The sequence below is a fragment of the Candidatus Collinsella stercoripullorum genome (assembly GCF_027669965.1).
Taxonomy (GTDB): domain Bacteria; phylum Actinomycetota; class Coriobacteriia; order Coriobacteriales; family Coriobacteriaceae; genus Collinsella; species Collinsella stercoripullorum.
Map to the genome: position 1 here is coordinate 1 of NZ_JAQECM010000108.1, position 934 is coordinate 934.

The following is a 934-nucleotide window of genomic DNA, read 5'->3' on the forward strand; positions in this document are numbered from 1 at the left end:
GACCTCTGCGAGCGCCGCCGGGCTCGCGTCCCCGATCGACAGCCTCAGGCTCGAGTTGGCGTGCGAGCATATCCCGCCCATGATCCAGGGGTCGAGGCCGAGCGCGTCGATCGACGTCCCCTTGGGGATGATCTTGCGCAGCTCGACGTGGTTCTTCTCGCAGCCGCCCTTCTGGTCGGCGCGCATCGGGTCGCAGAAGTACACCGAGCACCTGCCGCCGCGCTCCATCCCGGCGACGTCGGAGAACTCCGGGCCCCGGTCCGCAAGGATGGTGCCGAAGGCCCCCTTGAACGCGCCGGGGCCGCCGAGCAGCGACTCGAGCCAGTCGAGGGCCGCCACGACGTGCGCGGAGTCCTTGCGCCCCAGCAGGACGTATATCTGGAACCTGATGGGGGCGAAGTGCAGCGTGAGGATCGCCCGGGAGTCGCCCTCGGCGCCCTCCACGCAGTCCATCTGCACCGCCGCGGCGCGGAGCCCGGCGTCCAGAGCCAGGTAGTCCGCGTGCGTCCTGCCCTCGAAGACCCCGGTGTCCCGGCCGGCCGGCCTCGCCCTCTTGCGCTTCCTGTACCTCACCTTCTTCCTCAGCTCCATCTTGTGGATGTCGATGGCCTCGTTCTCGACGTGGCGGTAGAACGAGCGCTCCGAGCACGGCAGGTCGTCGCGCGAGGCGAATATGTGGTGCACCGACTGGCCCTTCGCGAGCCCCTCCCTGACGGCGTCGGCCAGGAGGGCCATCTCGCGGCCGGTCATGTCCACGCCCTGCCTGCTCTCGGAGAGCCTGGCGTCGGCCTTGGCCTGCGCGACCTTCGCCGAGTAGGTGAAGCGCTCGAGCGGGCAGCGGGGGCGCTCGGGGCAGCCGTTGCACACCCACGGCGCCCGGGACGTCCTGCGGCAGGAGCCCTCCTCCCAGTCCGGGCACCCGCCCGCCCGGCAC

At 71.2% G+C, this 934-nt stretch carries 1 protein-coding gene; it reads right to left on the bottom strand.

The window, feature by feature from the left end; translation table 11 throughout:
- Positions 1 to 934 (bottom strand): IS30 family transposase (locus PHA29_RS10560; protein WP_270849600.1); only part of this gene is annotated, 934 nt, incomplete at both ends.